At 62.0% G+C, this 16,140-nt stretch carries 17 protein-coding genes; 12 read left to right on the forward strand and 5 right to left on the reverse strand.

Annotation, left to right across the window (positions count from 1 at the left end; all coding sequences use genetic code 11):
* Positions 1 to 232: 232 nt before the first annotated feature.
* The 4 genes from LOY45_RS00895 to LOY45_RS00910 are packed head-to-tail and all read left to right on the forward strand — an operon-like array spanning position 233 to position 3,183.
* Positions 233 to 898: an amino acid ABC transporter permease gene (locus LOY45_RS00895; protein ID WP_038997719.1), complete on the forward strand. Its 666-nt coding sequence runs from the start codon at positions 233 to 235 to the stop codon at positions 896 to 898.
* Positions 879 to 1,538 carry an amino acid ABC transporter permease gene (locus LOY45_RS00900; protein WP_115089463.1) on the forward strand — a complete coding sequence of 220 codons (660 nt, stop codon included), beginning with the start codon at positions 879 to 881 and terminating at the stop codon, positions 1,536 to 1,538. Before LOY45_RS00895 ends, LOY45_RS00900 begins: the two co-directional genes overlap by 20 nt.
* Positions 1,535 to 2,308, forward strand: coding sequence for an amino acid ABC transporter ATP-binding protein (locus LOY45_RS00905; RefSeq protein ID WP_115089462.1), 774 nt, complete (start codon positions 1,535 to 1,537; stop codon positions 2,306 to 2,308). The genes LOY45_RS00900 and LOY45_RS00905 overlap by 4 nt, the downstream gene beginning before the upstream one ends.
* Positions 2,305 to 3,183: a transporter substrate-binding domain-containing protein gene (locus LOY45_RS00910; RefSeq protein WP_115089461.1), complete on the forward strand. Its 879-nt coding sequence runs from the start codon at positions 2,305 to 2,307 to the stop codon at positions 3,181 to 3,183. Before LOY45_RS00905 ends, LOY45_RS00910 begins: the two co-directional genes overlap by 4 nt.
* A gap of 113 nt (positions 3,184 to 3,296) precedes the next feature.
* On the opposite strand, the gene LOY45_RS00915 is transcribed toward LOY45_RS00910, so the two are convergent.
* Positions 3,297 to 5,666 carry a penicillin acylase family protein gene (locus LOY45_RS00915; RefSeq protein ID WP_258578632.1) on the reverse strand — a complete coding sequence of 790 codons (2,370 nt, stop codon included), beginning with the start codon at positions 5,664 to 5,666 and terminating at the stop codon, positions 3,297 to 3,299.
* 84 nt (positions 5,667 to 5,750) lie between these two features.
* Between LOY45_RS00915 and LOY45_RS00920 the strand changes: the two genes are divergently transcribed.
* Entirely contained in the window at positions 5,751 to 6,299 is a 549-nt protein-coding gene (locus LOY45_RS00920; protein WP_115089459.1) for a sugar O-acetyltransferase, read from the forward strand.
* Here LOY45_RS00920 and LOY45_RS00925 read toward each other — a convergent pair.
* Complete coding sequence (locus LOY45_RS00925) at positions 6,296 to 6,865, reverse strand: DUF6436 domain-containing protein (protein ID WP_115089458.1); 570 nt, start codon at positions 6,863 to 6,865, stop codon at positions 6,296 to 6,298. The genes LOY45_RS00920 and LOY45_RS00925 overlap by 4 nt on opposite strands.
* Positions 6,866 to 6,963: 98 nt before the next feature.
* Between LOY45_RS00925 and bipL the strand changes: the two genes are divergently transcribed.
* The gene (bipL, locus tag LOY45_RS00930; protein WP_134061180.1) at positions 6,964 to 7,905 is read left to right on the forward strand and encodes a phospholipase BipL; all 942 of its coding nucleotides are present in this window, start codon (positions 6,964 to 6,966) and stop codon (positions 7,903 to 7,905) included.
* Here bipL and LOY45_RS00935 read toward each other — a convergent pair whose 3' ends face one another.
* A complete protein-coding gene (locus tag LOY45_RS00935; RefSeq protein WP_134061181.1) occupies positions 7,906 to 8,655 on the reverse strand; it encodes a DUF2059 domain-containing protein in 750 nt (249 codons plus the stop codon).
* 114 nt (positions 8,656 to 8,769) lie between these two features.
* Between LOY45_RS00935 and LOY45_RS00940 the strand changes: the two genes are divergently transcribed.
* Together LOY45_RS00940 and LOY45_RS00945 are read left to right on the forward strand one after the other, a co-directional pair.
* Positions 8,770 to 9,402: a 2OG-Fe(II) oxygenase gene (locus LOY45_RS00940; RefSeq protein ID WP_258578633.1), complete on the forward strand. Its 633-nt coding sequence runs from the start codon at positions 8,770 to 8,772 to the stop codon at positions 9,400 to 9,402.
* Position 9,403: 1 nt separating this feature from the next.
* The gene (locus tag LOY45_RS00945) at positions 9,404 to 9,886 is read left to right on the forward strand and encodes a 2-thiouracil desulfurase family protein (RefSeq protein ID WP_115089454.1); all 483 of its coding nucleotides are present in this window, start codon (positions 9,404 to 9,406) and stop codon (positions 9,884 to 9,886) included.
* 72 nt (positions 9,887 to 9,958) lie between these two features.
* On the opposite strand, the gene LOY45_RS00950 is transcribed toward LOY45_RS00945, so the two are convergent.
* Entirely contained in the window at positions 9,959 to 10,732 is a 774-nt protein-coding gene (locus LOY45_RS00950; RefSeq protein WP_258578634.1) for a transporter substrate-binding domain-containing protein, read from the reverse strand.
* Between the two features lie 226 nt (positions 10,733 to 10,958).
* Between LOY45_RS00950 and LOY45_RS00955 the strand changes: the two genes are divergently transcribed.
* Positions 10,959 to 11,435, forward strand: a complete 477-nt coding sequence (locus tag LOY45_RS00955) for a DUF4399 domain-containing protein (protein WP_115089452.1) — start codon at positions 10,959 to 10,961, stop codon at positions 11,433 to 11,435.
* A gap of 57 nt (positions 11,436 to 11,492) precedes the next feature.
* Here the strand turns inward: LOY45_RS00955 and serA are convergent, their stop codons facing one another.
* Positions 11,493 to 12,722, reverse strand: a complete 1,230-nt coding sequence (serA, locus tag LOY45_RS00960; RefSeq protein WP_115089451.1) for a phosphoglycerate dehydrogenase — start codon at positions 12,720 to 12,722, stop codon at positions 11,493 to 11,495.
* Positions 12,723 to 12,894: 172 nt separating this feature from the next.
* Between serA and LOY45_RS00965 the strand changes: the two genes are divergently transcribed.
* The 3 genes from LOY45_RS00965 to LOY45_RS00975 all read left to right on the forward strand — a co-directional run bounded on the left by LOY45_RS00965 (position 12,895) and on the right by LOY45_RS00975 (position 16,082).
* Complete coding sequence (locus tag LOY45_RS00965; RefSeq protein ID WP_134061183.1) at positions 12,895 to 14,292, forward strand: FAD-binding oxidoreductase; 1,398 nt, start codon at positions 12,895 to 12,897, stop codon at positions 14,290 to 14,292.
* Positions 14,293 to 14,333: 41 nt separating this feature from the next.
* Positions 14,334 to 14,999 carry a fumarylacetoacetate hydrolase family protein gene (locus LOY45_RS00970; RefSeq protein ID WP_115089449.1) on the forward strand — a complete coding sequence of 222 codons (666 nt, stop codon included), beginning with the start codon at positions 14,334 to 14,336 and terminating at the stop codon, positions 14,997 to 14,999.
* Between the two features lie 150 nt (positions 15,000 to 15,149).
* A complete protein-coding gene (locus LOY45_RS00975) occupies positions 15,150 to 16,082 on the forward strand; it encodes an SdiA-regulated domain-containing protein (RefSeq protein WP_115089448.1) in 933 nt (310 codons plus the stop codon).
* The last annotated feature ends 58 nt before the right edge of the window (positions 16,083 to 16,140 follow it).

The following is a 16,140-nucleotide window of genomic DNA, read 5'->3' on the forward strand; positions in this document are numbered from 1 at the left end:
TGGATAGCATTTGCAGCAGAAAGATCCCGCCACCGCCAAGGATTTCGCAGGTTAGCTGTTTGAGTGATATCAATATGCAATAAAGGTATTTAAATAAATATTTTTATACCTTTAGAGTCTACCTATTGTGCTCACCCGCACTGACAACCCCTGTGTAGAGCCGCCCGTTACCCTCGGGCCGGTCCGAGATCCTGTCCATGTCGCATCGTCATCGTCTGCCGAGGCTCACTCCATGAGCTTCGACTTCGCCTTTATCCTTAGCACATTGCCAGCCTTTCTCAAGGCGGTGGGCGTCACACTGCAAGTCGGCCTGATCGCCATCGGTACTTCGCTGCTGGTGGCGCTGGTCAACGCCGCGATCCTGGTTTACCGCACGCCGTACCTGCAGCGCCTGGTAAAGCTCTACGTGGAGCTGGCGCGTAACACGCCACTGCTGATCCAGCTGTTCTTCGTCTACTTCGCCTTGCCGGAACTGGGCCTGAAGATTTCCGGTTTTGCTGCGGCGATCATCACCATGACCTTCCTCGGCGGCGCCTACCTGACCGAGGTGCTGCGCGCCGGCGTCGAGGCGGTGCCTGTGGCGCAACTGGAGTCGGGGCGCTCGATCGGCCTGTCGGAAGGCCAGTTGCTGCGCCATGTGATCCTGCCTCAGGCGGGGATCCTCAGCCTGCCGGCGCTGTTCGCCAATTTCATCTTTTTGCTCAAGGAAACCACCGTGGTGTCGGCGGTGGCGGTGCCAGAGATTCTCTATACCACCAAGAGCTACATCGCCCTGTATTACAAGACCTACGAGATGCTCGCGGTGTTGACGCTGATTTGCGTGCTGCTGTTTCTGCCACTGTCGCTGCTGCTCAGCCGCCTGGAACGGAGGCTGCAACATGGCCAGTTCGGGTCTTGAGTTGTTGCTGGTGTCCTTGCCGCAACTGGGCAAGGGCGCAGCGCAAACCCTGGCGATCTCGGCGCTGAGCATCCTCTTCGCCACCCTCGGCGGCGTGTTCTACGGCGTGTTGGCGACCTTGGGCAAGCGCAGTGTGAACGTGCTGCTGCGCATTTACCTGGAGCTGTTCCGGGCGATCCCGGTGCTGGTCTGGCTGTACCTGCTGTTCTTCGGCCTGCCAATTTTCTTTGCCGTGAGCATCCCGAGCTTCTGGTGTGCGGTGCTGGTGCTGTCGTTGTGGGGCGCCAGCGAAGTGGGCGAGGTGGTGCGTGGCGCGCTGCAGTCGTTGCCACGCGGGCAGCGCGAAGCCGGGCTGTCGATCGGCCTGTCAGGTGGGCAGTTGTACGGCTACGTCCTGCTGCCCCAGGCGCTCAAGCGCCTGACCCCGCCGACCATCAACATCTATACGCGAATCATCAAGACCAGCTCGCTGGCGGTGCTGATCGGCGTGGTCGATGTGATCAAGGTCGGCCAGCAGATCATCGAGCGCACCTACGAGTCGGTGCTGATCTACGGCGCGCTGTTCCTGTTTTTCTTCTTTATCTGCTACCCGCTGTCAGCCGCCTCGCGCGCGCTGGAGCGCCGCTGGACGCACGCATGAGCGCACTGATCGAGTTCAAGGGCTTCAACAAATTCTTCGGCGAGCAGCAGGTGCTCGACCACGTCGACCTGCAGGTACGCAGCGGTGAAGTGGTGGTGATTCTCGGCCCCAGCGGCTGCGGCAAGAGCACCTTGCTGCGTTGCCTCAACGGCCTGGAAACCGCCCACAGCGGCAGCCTGCGCCTGGCCGGTGAAGAGCTGCTGGCGCCTGGCACTGACTGGCGCCAGGTGCGCCAGCAGGTCGGCATGGTGTTCCAGAGTTATCACCTGTTCGGCCATATGAGCGTGATCGACAACCTGCTGCTTGGCCCGCTCAAGGTGCAAAAGCGCGAGCGCCGCGAGGCCCAGGCCCAAGCTGAAGCCTTGCTGGCCAGGGTTGGCCTGCTGGACAAGCGCGACGCCTTCCCACGTCAGCTTTCCGGTGGCCAGCAGCAACGCATCGCCATCGTCCGCTCGCTGTGCATGAACCCGCAAGTGATGCTGTTCGACGAAGTCACTGCCGCGCTAGACCCGGAAATGGTCAAGGAAGTGCTGCAGGTGATCCAGGGCCTGGCCCGCGACGGCATGACCCTGCTCATCGTCACCCATGAAATGGCCTTCGCCCGCGCGGTGGCCGACCGCATCGTGTTCATGGAGGCCGGCAGGATCCTTGAACAACGCGACCCCGAGAGCTTCTTTACGAACCCGCAGACCGCACGCGCGCAGCAGTTTCTGGAGAAATTCTCCTTTGTTGAAAGCCTGCCCAAAACTCCCGCAAAGGAACTGTCATGAAAACTGCCAAGACTTCGAAACTGCTGTTGTCGTTACTCGGCCTGGCCTTGCTGGCCGGTTGCAACAAGGCTGAAGAACCGGGCAAACCGGCCGCCGGTGGCGCTGCCCCGGCCACCAGCTACCTGGAAACCATCAAGGCCCGCGACAAGCTGATCGTCGGCGTATTCACCGACAAGCCACCGTTCGGCTTTGTCGATGAGGCCGGGCGCTATGTCGGTTTTGATACCGACATCGGCCGTCAGTTTGCCAAGGACCTGCTCGGTGACGAGAACAAGGTCGAGTTCGTTGCCGTTGAGCCGGCCAGCCGTATTCCGTTCTTGCAGAGCGACAAGGTCGACCTGATCCTGGCCAACATGACCGTAACGCCGGAGCGCAAGGAAGCGGTGGAATTCACCAACCCCAACCTGCGCGTTGCCGTGCAGGCCCTGGTGCCGGAAGGCAGCAGCGTGAAGAAGCTCGACGACCTGGCCGACAAGACCATCATCGTCACCACCGGCACCACTGCCGATATCTGGCTGACCAAGAACCATCCGGACTGGAAACTGCTCAAGTTCGAGAAGAACACCGAGTCGCTGCAGGCCCTCGCCAGCGGTCGTGGTGATGCTTATGCCCAGGACAACTTGATCCTGTTCAGTTGGTCGAAGCAGAACCCGGGCTACCGCGTGCTGGAAGAAAAACTCGGCGAGGAAGCGCCGATTGCGCCGGCAGTGAAGAAGGGCAACATCGAGTTGCGTGATTGGGTCAACGCCGAGCTGGCGCGCCTGGGTGAGCAAAAGTACCTGCTCAAACTGTATGACCAGTATGTGCGCAAGGAACTGAGCGATGACACCCCGCCTGAGAGCGTGATTGTCGAAGGCGGCAACTGGCAGGGCTGACCCTTTGGGGCTACTGGCGCAGCCCATCGCCGGCAAGGCCGGCTCCCACAATGAACTTGTGTCCACCGGACCTGTGGGAGCTGGCGTTGCCAGCGATGCAAGGCGCAGCCTTGCTAATTCCGGGGCACCAGCTTCAAGGTGCTCTGCGCCGGAATCACCCCCATCTGCGCCTTGTGGTACCGGCCCTCGATATAGTCCTTGGCCTGGTCGCCATAGTGCGGGTCAAACAATACTCCGCTTTGTCCGACCGGGTTGATGGTCAGCGCCTGGCCGGCATCGGCAAAGTCGATCAGCCGCCGTGTCGAAGGCCCATAGGTCACCGGCCACGGTGCCGGGCCGATCTTCGCCGACAAGTTGTTCGGCACTTCGTGGGTACCCGGCGCGGCGAACGGTCCGACGTTGAACAACAGGTTCAGCGGCTTCTGCAGCCCCAGCGGGTGGTTGTGAGTCAGGGTATGAGCCTTGCCCCATTGCCAGCCGGCCGGGTCGTTGCCGAAGGTATCGCGCAGGTGCGCCAGGGTTTTGCGCCAGGCCTGCTTCACCGCCGTATTGCGATCACTTTGTTCACTGCTGCCCTGTTTGTCCCACCAGGGTGACTTGGCGTCGGCTGCCAGGCGTGGCAACGCGGCATCGATGGCGCGGGTGCTGATCAGGGTCTGGAACCAGGTATCGCCCAGTTCGTCGTGCAACGCGGTGTAGGCCAGGTCGTAGAGGAACTGGTTGAACAGCGTGGCACTGACCGAGTCCACCGGATAGTCGCCGTTCCACGCCGCCAGTTGCTCGACCAGCTCCTTCTCCTGATCACCCTCGGCCACTTCACGCAGCACCGAAAGCAACGGTGCCAAGGTGCGCGGGCCGTAGTCGGTGATGGTGTCCAGTTGCAGGGCCTGGCTGTTCTGTTGGTCCCATTTGGTCTGAGGGTCGGCCAGGTGCTGGTTCAGGCGTTGGCCACGGTCGGCCAGGTTGTAATAGCCCGGGATCGGCATGCTCGCCGGCGGCTGGAAGTTGGCCGAGACGATGTAGCCGCTGGCCGGGTTCTCCGCCTGGGGGTTGGCGCTGAAAGGATAGAAGCCGAGCTTGTCGGCCTGCGCCGTGCTGCCGTCGAGGATAAAGCCCGGGTTGACGCCTTCGGGGCGAATCGGCAACTGCGCTGCCGCCCACCAGCCGATATCGCCACGGGCATTGGCCCACACCAGGTTCAGCCCCGGCGCCTGAATCTTCGCCGCTGCGGCGCGCATCTTGTCCAGGGTATCGGCGCGGTTGACCTGGTAGAAACCCTCGAGGATCGGGTTCTCGGTTTCCAGGAACGCCCACCACACGGCAATCGGCGTCGGCCCCGCCGTGTCGCCCAGCACCGTGTTGACGATCGGGCCGTGGGGCGAGCGGCGCAGGGTGATGTTCACCGGCGCCTCGTTCTTCACCGCGATCTGCTCCTGGGTCTGGCTCAGGGTCTGCCACTGGCCGTTGACCTTGACCTGCTCGGGGTTGTCGGGGTTGACCTGTTCGGCGATCAGGTCGACGTCGTCGTTCTGGAACATGGTCAGGCTCCAGCCGAAGTCGCGGTTGTGCCCAAGCGACGCGAAGGGGTTCAGCGCCTGGTGATAGCCATAGAGGTTGAAGCCGGGTGCGGTCAGTTCCGCCTCGTACCACACCGACGGCACGGCAAAGCTGATGTGCGGATCGCCGGCCAGCAGCGGTTTGCCGCTACGGGTGCGGCTACCGGAAATCGCCCAGGCATTGCTGCCTTCGTACTGGGGAATGCCGGCGTCATTCAGGGCTTGCTGGCTGAGTTGCGCCAGCTGCTGCAGGCTCTTCCAGTCGCTGGCAGCCAGCGGCGGCTTGCTGGCCAGCGCACCTTGCGGGTTCCAGTCCAGGTCGAAGATCTTCAGGTAGTCGGCACCCAGTTGGTCGCGGATGTAAGTCAGCGCCGGTTCCGTGCGAAATGCCGCGGCAAAGCTATAGGCCATGTAGCCGGCAATGCTGATGGTGTCCTGGGCGGTGAAGGGGCGGGGCTTGATCCCCAGCACGTCGAACTCCATCGGCTTGGGATGGTTGTCCTGCCAGGCGTTGACGCCCTCCAGGTAGGCCTGCAGGGCAAGCCAGGCCGGCGAGCTCTTGTCCTGGCGCTCGACATACAGCTCGGCCTGCTCGCGAATGCGCAGGCTGCGGAACAGGGTGTCGGTACCCAGCAGCTTGCTGCCGAAGATCTCGGCCAGCTCGCCACGGGCCAGGCGGCGGATGATCTCCATCTGGAACAGGCGGTCCTGGGCATGCACATAGCCCAGGGCGCGATACAGATCAGCCTCGTTCTGCGCCTGGATATGCGGCACGCCACGGGTGTCATAGCGCACGCTGACCGGCGCTTGCAGGCTGCTCAGGGTGACCTCGCCTTCGCGTTGCGGCAGCTTGTCGTGCACGTACCAGTAACCGCCGCCGGCGGCCGCGGCAATGACCACGGCGAGGAAGGTCAGGCTGCGCTTCATCGTGACTCCTTGTGCTTTTTAGCGGATCTTGTGGTCCGATCATCGAGGTAAAGTCGGACAGAGGATAGCCCCAAAGGAGGGAAGATGAATCTCAGCGAAAAGCAGAAGATGCTCAGCGGCCAGCTCTATCACGCCGGCTGCCCGGAGCTGCAGGCCGAACAGATCGCCAACAAGCACTGGATGCAGCGCTACAACAACAGCGCGGAACTGCTCAACGAGCAGCGTCACGGTTTGCTGGTCGAGCATTTCGGCGAGGTCGGTGACGGTGCGGTGATTCGCCCGCCGTTCTACTGCGACTACGGCTACAACATCAGTGTGGGCGCCAACGTGTTCATGAACTTCAACTGCGTGATCCTCGACGTTACCCCGGTAAGCATCGGCGATGACTGCCAGATCGGCCCGGCGGTGCAGATTTATACCGCCGACCACCCGCTGGACCCGGAACTGCGCCGCAGCGGCCTGGAAAGCGGGCGGCCGGTGAAGATTGGCAACAACGTCTGGATCGGCGGTGGCGCGATCATTCTGCCGGGGGTGACGGTGGGCGATAACGCAGTGATCGGTGCCGGTAGCGTGGTCACTCGCGATGTACCGGCTGGTGCGACCGTGGTTGGCAATCCTGCGCGGGCGCGCTAGGGCTGCCAGGGGCAGTAGCAGCCCACCGCCATGGTGTGGGTGGCGCTGACTGCCCGGCCCTGGCTCAAGGCCAAAAGGATCGGCTCGATGAAGCTGTTGCTCGAGTTGCAGGTCGCGCCTTCGCTGTAGGGGCCGAAGTAGGCCAGTTGCCCGTTGCGGTCCCAGATCGCCACGCCGGGGGTGGCTGGCAGGTGTTCGGCGCCGGGCAACCCGGCCAGGGGCTTGAGCGCGCTCAGGGTGGCGGGCAGTTGGCCGCGTGTGCCGGGTTTTTGTACCACATAGAACTCCACGCCCTGGGGACCGAAGTGCTCGATCAGTTCGCCCAGATGCTGCTGGTTGCCGACGTTGCACGGGCAGGCCGGGTCCCAGAAGTGCACCAGGCGGATCGGGCCGGGGCCGGCAATGTTCGCCGGCAGTTGCAGGCGGTCGCCGGAAAACAGCGCGGTCTGGTTGTCGAAGGTGCGCAGGTAACGGCTCTGGAAGCTGTCGTAGGCCCACCACAAGCCGGCGCCGCAGAGAGCGGCGAGCAACAGGCCAAGCAGGGTGCGCAGGGTCGAGCGGGGCATGTGGGCAATGTCCGAAAAAAGTTGCCTAGCTTGCCATGCTGGCGACGACAGATGAATATCACAGGTCAATAACCCGCTTTTGCGTCTGGAAATCTTCTATGCCCGCGTCATTTCAGTCCGACTCCCTACGTGCCAGCCTGTCCTCCCTGGCGGCGCGGCAGCCGTTGTCGACGCAGGCCCAGGCCTATCAGCGTTTTTACGGCTTGGACCTGCCAGCCCGTGACGCAGCACCGCAGAGCTGGCTGGGACGCTTCGACGTCGCCGGTTTCGAGGTGGTCGGCCAGGTGTGGCTGCCGGCTGCGCCGGTGGCGACGCTGATTCTGCTGCACGGCTTTTATGACCACATGGGCCTGTACCGGCATGTCATCGATTGGGCGCTGGATCAGCAGTATGCGGTGATCTCGTGCGACCTGCCCGGGCACGGACTGTCCAGTGGCGAGCGGGCCAGCATCGATGATTTCAGTGCCTATCAGCAGGTACTGCAAGCGCTGTTCGAGCAGGCGCGTAGCCTGGAGCTGCCGCAGCCCTGGCATCTGTTCGGGCAGAGTACCGGTGGTGCAATCGTCGTCGACCACCTGCTGCATCGCGGCGCCGAGAGTCCGGCCCAGGGTGAGGTGATCCTGCTCGCGCCGCTGGTGCGGCCACGCGCGTGGCGTTGGTCGAAATTCAGTTACCGGGTGCTCAAGCCCTTCGTCAACGGTATCGAGCGGCGCTTCAGCGAGAACAGCAACGACCCGACCTTCCTGCCGTTCCTGCTGGCCGACCCGTTGCAGCCAAGGCGCCTGCCGACGGCCTGGGTGGGGGCATTGCTCGACTGGGTCAAACGCATTGAAGCGGCGCCGGTCAGCCCGCGCCAGCCGCTGATCATCCAGGGCGAATGCGACATGACCGTCGACTGGCCGCACAACCTCAAGGTGCTGGGGGAGAAGTTCGCCGCGCCGCAGATCCTGCTGATCCCCGAGGCGCGGCATCACCTGGCCAACGAGCTGCCGGCGATCCGCGCGCGCTACTTCGACTTCATCGATCAGCGCCTGGGCTGATCACTTCAGCTGCGAGGTGTCCTGGCCAACCGCAAGGCCGGCGCGAATCGCCGCCAGGGCTGCCTTGTAGTAGGCCTTGCCTTCGGCGGACTCGGCAAAGGTGGCGAACTCTTCCAGCTCGGCATCGGACAGGTCGCGATAGACGTACAACAAGGTGTTGTTCAGCTCGCTGCCGATCTGCTCCATCAAGCGCTGGCGCTGGCCGTCGAGCAGGCTTTGGGCCTGGCCGCCACCGAGCAGGCCGGGGATCATCTGGCTGAGGCTGTCGGCGGCAACCCCGGCGATCGCCAGGCTGACCTCGGCACCGGCTTCACGGGCGGGCAGGGCCTGGGCCAGGTGGCCGATGACCAGCTGGCGGTTGTCGCTGGCCTGGACCTTGGGCAGGCCCTTGGCATTCTTGGCCAACTGGTCACGGCGGGTGGCGAGCAGTTCGGCGGCGACGATCTTGCGCCCCAGCGGCGACTGGAAGAAGGCCAGGGCCGGGGCCGGATCGCTGAGATTGGCGCGCAACTGGGCCTCGGCGCGTTTATCCACGGCCTGGGCCTGGAAGCGCTGGTTGCTGTTATTGACCAGCGCCTGGTACACCGCAGGCGGCAGGCTATTGCGATAGCGCTGCTGGGCGGCATCGAGGGCATCGGTAAAGTGGGCGCGCTGCTCGGGCCAGCCGGCGACCTTGTAGAGTTGGTCGAGGCTGTCTGCCCAGACAGGCGTGGTGCAGATCATCATCAGCAGTAAAAACAAACGGTGCATTCAGGGCTCCTGTCGGCAGGGCGCTATTGTCCTTGCCATGGCGGGGCTTTGTCGAGAAGCCATTGCACTCTCTCGGCCAAGTGGCGCTGTCGGATTTCGCGGCAGATCGATACTATGCGCGACATGCACATATCCCCTGATGACCCCCTGCTGTTGCGCATCGTCGACGACCTGGCCACCTGTGGCTGGTCGCAGCAAGATACCTTTCTTCCAGAGTCTCTGACCCTGGCGCTGGCGGCCGAGTGCCGCAAACGCGCCGCCGAGGGCGAGCTTGCACCAGCAGCGGTGGGTCGGGGCGTTGCCCAGGAGGTCCGCGAGGGCATCCGCGGTGATCGTATCCAGTGGCTGGAGCCCGGCCTGGCCGCGCCTTGCGACCACTACCTCGAGCTGATGGACAGCCTGCGCCTGGCTCTTAATCGCGGTCTGTTTTTGGGCCTTGAGGACTTCGAGTGTCACTTCGCCCTGTATCCACCGGGGGCCTTCTACCGCAAGCACGTCGACCGCTTTCGCGATGACGACCGGCGCATGGTCTCTGCGGTGATCTACCTCAACCAGGATTGGCAGCCCGAACACGGCGGCCAGTTGCGCATGACCCTCAAGGGCGACGTCGAGCACGACGTGCAGCCGATCGGCGGTTGCCTGGTAGTGTTCCTCTCCGGCGAAGTGCCCCATGAGGTGTTGCCGGCCCAGCGCGATCGCCTGTCACTTACCGGCTGGTTCCGCCGCCGTGGCAACGAGCCGTTCTGAGATGCACAAGGTTCTGGTCAGTGCCTGCCTGCTCGGTCAGCCGGTGCGTTATGACGGGCGCGCCAGTGGCCATCCGGATCTGCTCCAGCAGTGGCAGGCCGAGGGACGGATCGTGCCTTTGTGCCCTGAAGTGGCTGGCGGGTTGCCAACGCCACGGCCACCGGCGGAGATCCCCGGTGGCCAGGGCGCTGCGGTGCTTGAGGGGAATGCCCAGGTGCTGACCATCACGGGTGAGGATGTCAGTGCGCAGTTTCTGGCCGGGGCGCAACTGGCGCTGGCGCTGGTGCGCCGTCATGGCATCCGGATTGCGGTGCTCAAGTCCGGCAGCCCGTCGTGCGGCAATGTGCTGACTTATGACGGGACGTTCAGCGGCACCAAAGTGGCGGGCGAGGGCGTAACCACGGCGCTGCTGCGCCGCGAAGGGGTGCAGGTGTTCAGTGAGCTGGAGCTTGAGGCGGCGGAGCTGGCCCTGAAACAGCTTTGATTCGAAGGCCTCATCGCTGGCAAGCCAGCTCCCACAAGGGTCAGCGATGGGCTGCAAAAAAGCCCCACTCACTTACTGCTTCGGCGGCTTGCTCGCATCCATGCCAAACCACTTCTGCGACAACTCGCTCAGCCGGCCGTCAGCCTTGATTCGCTGTAGGGCGTTGTCCACAGCGCTCTGGAACGCCGGGTTACCCTTCTGGAACGGAATCGCCAGGCTCAGGATCGGTCCCACCGTTGCGCCTTTGCTTACCGGCTGCTGGCTGTCGCGTATGGCATAGGGCACCAGCAGGCGGTCGCTGATGGCCGCATCGATCTGGTCGTTGGCCACGTCCTTGATCGACTGGGTGGCATCCGGGTAACTGCGCAAGTCCACACCTTCTACCCCCCGGGCCTGTTCGGCGAACTGGCTGCCTTGGACGACGCCCAGGCTATGGCCCTTGAGTGCCTCAAGGGTGCTCAGTGGGCGCTTTTCTTCTTTGCGTACGATCAACTGGGCGCTGGAATAGGCGTAGGGCTCGCTGAAGTCCAGGCGTTCCTTGAGCTCCGGGGTCGCGGCGACGTGGTTGAGGGCGATGTCGTATTTGCCGCTTTCAACACCTTGCAGCAAGTCGTTGGATTCAACCACGACAAAGTCGGCGCGCAGATCGAGTTCTTTGGCCAGCAACTCCCCCAGCTCGACTTCAAAACCGCTCAGCTTTTTGTTTTCGTCCTTGAAGTTGAACGGCGCCATGTTGGCTTCTACGGCAATGCGCAGTTCACCACGGTCGTTGATGTCGTCGATCAGCTCGGCCTGTGCCCATGGGCTGAGCAGCGTGGCAAGTAGTACCCCAATGGCAAAACGCATTTAAGCCCCTTGAATGCTTGGCAGTGAAATCGAGTCGCCGCGACTTTCTGTAATTGTCACGGTCGAACGCAACTTAGGACCACGTCAGGTGCAGGATGTTTAACTGGCGGCGAAATTTTTTCTGTCAGCGTTGTTAAACATGTTTTGACGCATTTGGACTATGGTAATCCACCATTGCCGTTCGTTCAGTGGCAAGGGTTATTGAAGTAAAACACAGGAGAAGTGAATGAAAAGCCTATTTTCGCGTGCAGCCGTCGCCGGATTGCTGATGGGTGTCTCGGCCTTTGCCGCTGCCGCCGATGGCCTGAAAAGCCAGGAGCCGCCAAAAGACGCCAAGGTCTTCATTGTTTCCCCGGCCGATGGCGCCACGGTCGACAAGACCTTTACCGTCAAGTTCGGCATCGAGGGCATGGAGCTCAAGCCAGCGGGTGATCAGACCCCACACAGCGGTCACCACCACTTGCTGGTGGATGTCGACCAACAGCCTGCGGCCGATCAGGTGCTGCCAACCAGCCTGCTGCCGGAAAACAACGCACCGCTGCCGGCTGGCCCGCAAGTGCTGCACTTCGGCAAGGCACAGACTGAAGTAAAACTGACCCTGACCCCGGGCAAGCACACCCTGCAACTGGTGCTGGGCGACAAGTTCCACGTGCCGTTCAAGCCGAGCGTCGAGTCGAAGAAGATCACCGTTACCGTCAAGTAAGGCGGGCATAAAAAAGGGAGGCCATCACGGCCTCCCTTTTTTTGTCGCACGGAAAACTTAGAACAGAACGCGGGAGCGGATGGTGCCCTTGATCTGTTGCAGTTTTTCTTGCGCCAGGTCCGAGTACTCGGCATCAACGTCGATCACCACGTAACCGACTTTCTCGTTGGTCTGCAGGAACTGACCGGAGATGTTGATCGCGTTTTCGGCGAACACTTTGTTGATTTCGCTGAGCACACCCGGAATGTTTTCGTGGATGTGCAGCAGACGGTGCTTGCCCGGGTGCGCCGGCAGGGCCACTTCAGGGAAGTTGACCGACGACACGGAAGTACCGTTGTCGCTGTACTTGACCAGCTTCTCTGCCACTTCCAGACCGATGTTGGCCTGGGCTTCAGCGGTGGAGCCGCCGATGTGCGGGGTCAGGATCACGTTGTCCAGGCCACGCAGCGGGCTTTCGAACTCTTCGTCGTTGGAGCGCGGCTCGACCGGGAACACGTCGATGGCGGCGCCGATCAGGTGCTTGTCCTTGATCGCAGCAGCCAGGTGATCCAGCTCGACCACGGTACCGCGGGCGGCGTTGATCAGGATCGAGCCTTTCTTCATCGCGCGGATTTCTTTCTCGCCGATCATCCATTGGGTGGATGGCAGCTCAGGCACGTGCAGCGAGACGATGTCGGCCAGGCCCAACAGCTCGTTCAGGCTGGTGACCTGGGTAGCATTGCCCAATGGCAGCTTGGTCAGCGGGTCGAAGAAGAACACCTGCATGCCCAGGCTTTCGGCCAGGACCGACAGCTGGGTACCGATCGAGCCGTAGCCGACGATGCCCAGCTTCTTGCCGCGGATCTCGAAGGAGTTGGCCGCGCTCTTGATCCAGCCACCACGGTGGCAGGAAGCGTTTTTCTCGGGGATGCCGCGCAGCAGCAGGATCGCTTCTGCCAGCACCAGCTCGGCCACCGAACGGGTGTTGGAGTACGGTGCGTTGAACACGGCGATACCGCGTTCGCGAGCGGCGTTCAGGTCAACCTGGTTGGTACCGATGCAGAAACAGCCGACAGCGACCAGTTTCTTGGCGCAGTCGAAAACCTCTTCGGTCAGTTGAGTGCGCGAGCGGATGCCGATGAAGTGGGCATCGGCGATCTTTTCTTTCAACTCAGCGTCGGGCAGAGAACCGGTGAGGTACTCGATGCTGGTATACCCGGCGGCCTTGAGGACGTCCACGGCGGATTGGTGGACGCCTTCGAGAAGAAGGAACTTGATCTTGCTCTTATCGAGAGAAGTCTTGCTCATCTGCGTAAACCTGTGTCCCGGAGAAAAATGGCAGGGAAGTGAAGCTCTCGCAGCATCGGCCTGAAGCACGATCAGCGGGGGGCGTATGCTAGCATGAGTACCCCCCGATACGCCCATCCCTGGGACGTGAAGAGTGCTCAGGGTGACTATGAATAGTTCGAGAGTTCTATCGATGACCGATCTTGCGCTGATTGATGAGCTGATGACCCTGGTAGAGCCCGGCAAGGTGCTGACCGACGCGGCCTCCCTTGAGGCCTACGGCAAGGATTGGACCAAGCACTTCGCTCCGGCGCCCTCGGCCATCGTCTTCCCCAAGAGCATCGAGCAGGTTCAGGCCATCGTGCGCTGGGCCAACCAGCACAAGGTCGCCCTGGTGCCGTCGGGCGGTCGCACCGGGCTGTCGGCTGCAGCGGTAGCGGCCAATGGCGAGGTGGTCGTGGCCTTCGACTACATGAACCAGATTCTCGACTTCAACGAATTCGACCGCTCGGTGGTCTGTCAGCCGGGGGTGGTTACCCAGCAGCTGCAGGATTTTGCCGAGGACAAGGGCCTGTATTACCCGGTCGACTTCGCGTCGGCAGGCTCCAGCCAGATTGGCGGCAACATCGGCACCAATGCCGGCGGGATCAAGGTGATTCGCTACGGTATGACCCGTAACTGGGTGGCTGGCCTCAAGGTCGTCACCGGCAAGGGTGACCTGCTCGAGCTGAACAAGGACCTGATCAAGAACGCCACCGGCTACGACCTGCGTCAGCTGTTCATTGGCGCCGAAGGCACCCTGGGCTTCGTGGTCGAGGCGACCATGCGCCTGGACCGCGCGCCGAACAACCTCACGGCCATGGTGCTCGGTACCCCGGACTTCGATTCGATCATGCCGGTGTTGCACGCATTTCGTGGCAAGCTCGACCTGACGGCATTCGAGTTCTTCTCTGACAAGGCCCTGGCCAAGATCATGGGGCGCGGCGATGTGCCGGCACCGTTCGAGACCGACTGCCCGTTCTATGTATTGCTGGAGTTCGAAGCCAGCAACGAGGATGTGGCCAATGACGCCCTGGCCACTTTTGAGCACTGCGTGGAGCAGGGCTGGGTGCTGGACGGCGTCATGAGCCAGAGCGAACAGCAGCTGCAAAACCTCTGGAAGCTACGCGAGTACATCTCTGAAACCATCTCGCACTGGACCCCATACAAGAACGATATTTCGGTCACCGTGTCGAAAGTGCCGGCGTTCCTCAAGGATATTGACGCGATCGTCGCAGAAAGCTATCCGGACTTCGAAGTGGTTTGGTACGGCCACATTGGCGACGGCAACCTGCACCTGAACATCCTCAAGCCGGAGAACCTGAGCAAGGACGAGTTCTTTGCCAAGTGCGCGACGGTGAACAAGTGGGTGTTCGAGACCGTCGAGAAGTACAACGGCTCGATCTCTGCCGAGCACGGCGTCGGCATGACCAAGCGTGACTATCTGACCTACAGCCGCTCGCCGGTCGAAATCGAGTACATGAAAGCAGTGAAGGCAGCGTTCGATCCCAACGGGATCATGAACCCGGGCAAGATCTTCGCTGTCGAGTAAGCCACAGGCACAAGAGCATCCAATAGCGCCAGGAGTCGGTAATGAGCTATCAGCACCAGTATGTAGACGGCACGCGTATTCACTATCCGCTGGGCAAGGTGGTGTGCATCGGGCGCAACTATGCAGAGCACGCCAAAGAGCTGGATAACCCTATCCCTAGCGAGCCGCTGCTGTTCATCAAGCCGGGCAGTTGTGTGGTGCCGCTCGACAGCGGCTTCAAGATCCCGACTGAACGCGGTTCGGTGCACTACGAGACGGAAATTGCCGTGTTGCTCGGCAAGTCGCTGTCTACCAACCCGACCGAAGAAGAAGTGCTCGACGCCATCTCCGGCTTCGCCCCGGCCCTGGACCTGACCCTGCGCGACCTGCAGGCGCAGCTGAAGGAAAAAGGCCTGCCGTGGGAACGCTCCAAGTGCTTCGATGGCGCCTGCGTACTGCCGCCGTTCGTGCCGGTCAGTGCCTTTGAAGACCTGACCGACATCGGCATCCGCCTGACCCTCAACGGTGAAGTTCGCCAGGACGGCAACAGCGCGCTGATGCTCAACCCGATCGTGCCGATGATCCAGCACATGGCCACGCAATTCTCGCTGCTGGCCGGCGACGTGATCCTCACCGGTACCCCGGTTGGCGTCGGCCCGCTCAATCCTGGCGACAAGCTGGTGGTCGAGTTACCAGGCGTCAGCCGTTTCGAAAGCCAGGTGCTTTAACCTGTTGGCATGGCAGCCAGAATCACCGGCTGCCATGCTGCCCGTCGGCTTTTGCCATTTTTTTCACAATCGATGCGGATAATGCTTGCGGACCTGGCTCAGCGAACGTGCCGGTAATGTGTTATCAACTGGCAAAAAGAGCACAACCCCATGGCCACTCCTCTTCCTTCGAGTAATTCCCTGCCGCCTGCGCGCAAGCGTGGCCTGGCCTTGCGCTGGTCCACCTGGCTGGTTGCCGCAGCGATCATCGGTTACGGCGTGGCGATTGCCATGCATTGGGATGACCGTGGCCTGCTCTGGTTGCAGGAGCGTTTCGAAAGCAAGATTGAGCAACAGGCCAGCATCTGGCTGCCGGACTACCAGGTCGATATCGACGCCAAAGTGCTGCCAGGCATGGAGGATGATGAAGCTTCCGACCTGTCCTACAACCCGGTGAGCAAAACCCTGTTCGCGGTCATGGGCAAGAATCCCTTTCTGGTCGAGCTGACCCTTGAAGGCGACGTGCTGCGCAAGATGCCGCTGGTGGGCTGGAGCAATCCTGAAGGGGTGGCCGTGCTCGAAGGCGGGCGCCTGGCGATTGTCGATGAGCGCGATCACAAGTTGACCATCGTCACCCTCAATGCCGATACCCGTTCGCTGAATATCGCCGACTTCCCGCAGTTTGACCTCGGCCCATCGGAAAACCAGAACAAGGCCTTCGAAGCCGTGGCCTGGGACCCTTTGCAGCAGCGCATCATCCTCGGTGAAGAGCGGCCGCCGGCACTGTTCACCTGGAACAGCGACGGCCACAGCCCGCTGACCGGTGACAAGAAGCCGCTGCCCAGCGACGAGCTGGACCTGCGCAACCTCTCGGCGCTGGGCGTCGATCCGCGTACCGGGCACCTGCTGGTGCTGTCCGCCGACTCCAACATGCTCCTGGAGCTGGACGAGAAGGGCGAGCAGGTCAGCTTCATGACCCTGCTGGGCGGCTTCAACGGCCTGAAGAAGCGCATTCCACGCGCTGAAGGCGTGGCGATGGACGAGCATGGCACGCTGTACATCGTCAGTGAGCCGGATCTGTTCTATCGTTTCAAAAAGCCCTGATTTCAGATTTTTCCTACGTCAGGTTTTAAGTTTCGCTTCAGTTGAGTGTGGGAAGATT

Source organism: Pseudomonas wadenswilerensis (assembly GCF_024749185.1).
GTDB classification, from domain to species: domain Bacteria; phylum Pseudomonadota; class Gammaproteobacteria; order Pseudomonadales; family Pseudomonadaceae; genus Aquipseudomonas; species Aquipseudomonas wadenswilerensis.

Coding starts and splice junctions, on each gene's coding strand:
- LOY45_RS00895 (WP_038997719.1), top strand. CDS start 233: ATGAGCTTCGACTTCGCCTTTATCCTTAGCACATTGCCAGCCTTTCTC.
- LOY45_RS00900 (WP_115089463.1), top strand. CDS start 879: ATGGCCAGTTCGGGTCTTGAGTTGTTGCTGGTGTCCTTGCCGCAACTG.
- LOY45_RS00905 (WP_115089462.1), top strand. CDS start 1,535: ATGAGCGCACTGATCGAGTTCAAGGGCTTCAACAAATTCTTCGGCGAG.
- LOY45_RS00910 (WP_115089461.1), top strand. CDS start 2,305: ATGAAAACTGCCAAGACTTCGAAACTGCTGTTGTCGTTACTCGGCCTG.
- LOY45_RS00915 (WP_258578632.1), bottom strand. CDS start 5,666: ATGAAGCGCAGCCTGACCTTCCTCGCCGTGGTCATTGCCGCGGCCGCC.
- LOY45_RS00920 (WP_115089459.1), top strand. CDS start 5,751: ATGAATCTCAGCGAAAAGCAGAAGATGCTCAGCGGCCAGCTCTATCAC.
- LOY45_RS00925 (WP_115089458.1), bottom strand. CDS start 6,865: ATGCCCCGCTCGACCCTGCGCACCCTGCTTGGCCTGTTGCTCGCCGCT.
- bipL (WP_134061180.1), top strand. CDS start 6,964: ATGCCCGCGTCATTTCAGTCCGACTCCCTACGTGCCAGCCTGTCCTCC.
- LOY45_RS00935 (WP_134061181.1), bottom strand. CDS start 8,655: ATGCACCGTTTGTTTTTACTGCTGATGATGATCTGCACCACGCCTGTC.
- LOY45_RS00940 (WP_258578633.1), top strand. CDS start 8,770: ATGCGCGACATGCACATATCCCCTGATGACCCCCTGCTGTTGCGCATC.
- LOY45_RS00945 (WP_115089454.1), top strand. CDS start 9,404: ATGCACAAGGTTCTGGTCAGTGCCTGCCTGCTCGGTCAGCCGGTGCGT.
- LOY45_RS00950 (WP_258578634.1), bottom strand. CDS start 10,732: ATGCGTTTTGCCATTGGGGTACTACTTGCCACGCTGCTCAGCCCATGG.
- LOY45_RS00955 (WP_115089452.1), top strand. CDS start 10,959: ATGAAAAGCCTATTTTCGCGTGCAGCCGTCGCCGGATTGCTGATGGGT.
- serA (WP_115089451.1), bottom strand. CDS start 12,722: ATGAGCAAGACTTCTCTCGATAAGAGCAAGATCAAGTTCCTTCTTCTC.
- LOY45_RS00965 (WP_134061183.1), top strand. CDS start 12,895: ATGACCGATCTTGCGCTGATTGATGAGCTGATGACCCTGGTAGAGCCC.
- LOY45_RS00970 (WP_115089449.1), top strand. CDS start 14,334: ATGAGCTATCAGCACCAGTATGTAGACGGCACGCGTATTCACTATCCG.
- LOY45_RS00975 (WP_115089448.1), top strand. CDS start 15,150: ATGGCCACTCCTCTTCCTTCGAGTAATTCCCTGCCGCCTGCGCGCAAG.